Genomic DNA, 1,526 nt, shown 5'->3' with positions numbered 1-1,526 from the left:
TGGTGCCCGCGGCGCGGGCCGCGCTGGAGGCGGGTGCGCCGATCCTCTGCGACGCCACCATGGTCGCGCGTGGGGTGACCCCGAGTCGTCTGCCGGCGAACAACGAGGTCCTCTGCTTCCTCAACGAGGCAACGGTTCCCGGCCTGGCCAGCGACTGGGGGACCACCCGCACCGCCGCTGCCGTCTCGCTGTGGGAGCCGCACCTGGACGGCGCCGTCGTCGCGATCGGCAACGCGCCCACCGCCCTGTTCCACCTGCTGGAGATGCTGATCGACGGCGCGCCGCGGCCGGCGGCGATCGTCGGCTGCCCGGTCGGCTTCATCGGGGCCGCGGAGTCCAAGCAGGCGTTGGTCGACTTCGCTGCCGAGCACGGCATCGACATCCCGTTCGTCACCGTGCGGGGGCGTCGCGGCGGCTCGGCGATGACGTCGTCGGCCCTCAACGCGATCGCGCAGGAGGAGGAGTGAGCACCGGACGCTTCGCCGGAGTCGGCGTCGGCCCGGGCGACCCGGACCTGATCACCCGCAAGGGTGCCCGCCTGATCGAGCACGCCGATGTGGTGGCGTACCACGCGGCCGCCGGCAAGGCGTCGAACGCGCGCCGGATCGCCGCCTCGCTCCTCGCGGACGGCGTGATCGAGGAGGAGCTGACCTACCCGGTCACCACCGGTGGCACCGACCACCCGGGCGGCTACGAGGGAGCGCTCGCGGACTTCTACGCGGCGTCGGCCGCGCGGCTCGCCGCCCACCTGGACGCCGGTCGCGACGTGGTCCTGCTCTCCGAGGGCGACCCGCTCTTCTACGGCTCCTACATGTACATGCACGACCGGCTGGCGGCGAGCTACCCGACCGAGATCGTGCCGGGGGTGCCGGCCTTCCTCGCGGCGTCGGCGGCGATCGCGCAACCGCTGGTCCGGCAGACCGACGTGCTGACCGTGCTGCCCGGCACCCTGCCGCGCGCCGAGCTGGCCCGGCGGCTCGCCGACACCGACGCCGCCGTGATCATGAAGCTGGGCAGGACGTTCCCCGCCGTCCGGGCCGCCCTGGCCGAGGCCGGGCGCCTCGAGCACGCCTTCTACGTCGAGCGTGCCTCGATGCCCGAGGAGCAGTGGCTCCCGGTCGCCGAGGTCGACGCCGCGACCGTGCCGTACTTCTCGCTGATCGTGGTCACCGGCGACAGCCTCAACGGTGCCCGCAGCCGGGTCGCCTCGGCGGTCCGCGATGTCGCGGCCGAGGAGGTGGCCGCCGCTCCCGCCGCGGAGCTGGTGGTCGTCGGCCTCGGCCCGGGCCCCGAGCGCTGGCTGACGCCGGAGGTCGCCTCCGCGCTCGACGGCGTCGCCCATGTGGTCGGCTACGCCCCGTACGTGAACCGGGTCCCGCAGCGCGAGGGCCTGACCCGGCATGCCAGCGGCAACACGGTCGAGGTCGACCGGGCCCGCGACGCCCTCGAGCTGGCGCTGGCCGGTGAGCGGGTGGCGGTGGTCTCCGGCGGCGATGCCGGCGTCTTCGGGATGGCGGCCGCCGTCT

The 1,526-nt window shown here is 74.6% G+C and carries 2 protein-coding genes; both read left to right on the top strand.

Features of this window, described 5'->3' with window-relative positions; all coding sequences use genetic code 11:
* On the top strand, positions 1-467 hold a 467-nt coding region (locus ABD151_RS03995; RefSeq protein WP_343991579.1), incomplete at its 5' end, for a precorrin-8X methylmutase.
* On the top strand, positions 464-1,526 hold a 1,063-nt coding region (locus ABD151_RS03990; protein WP_343991577.1), incomplete at its 3' end, for a precorrin-2 C(20)-methyltransferase. The genes ABD151_RS03995 and ABD151_RS03990, both read left to right, overlap by 4 nt.

This window comes from Nocardioides dubius (assembly GCF_039528155.1).
GTDB lineage: Bacteria > Actinomycetota > Actinomycetes > Propionibacteriales > Nocardioidaceae > Nocardioides > Nocardioides dubius.
Note: the sequence above shows the minus strand (reverse complement) of the source record. Positions and strands in the feature narration are given on the sequence as shown.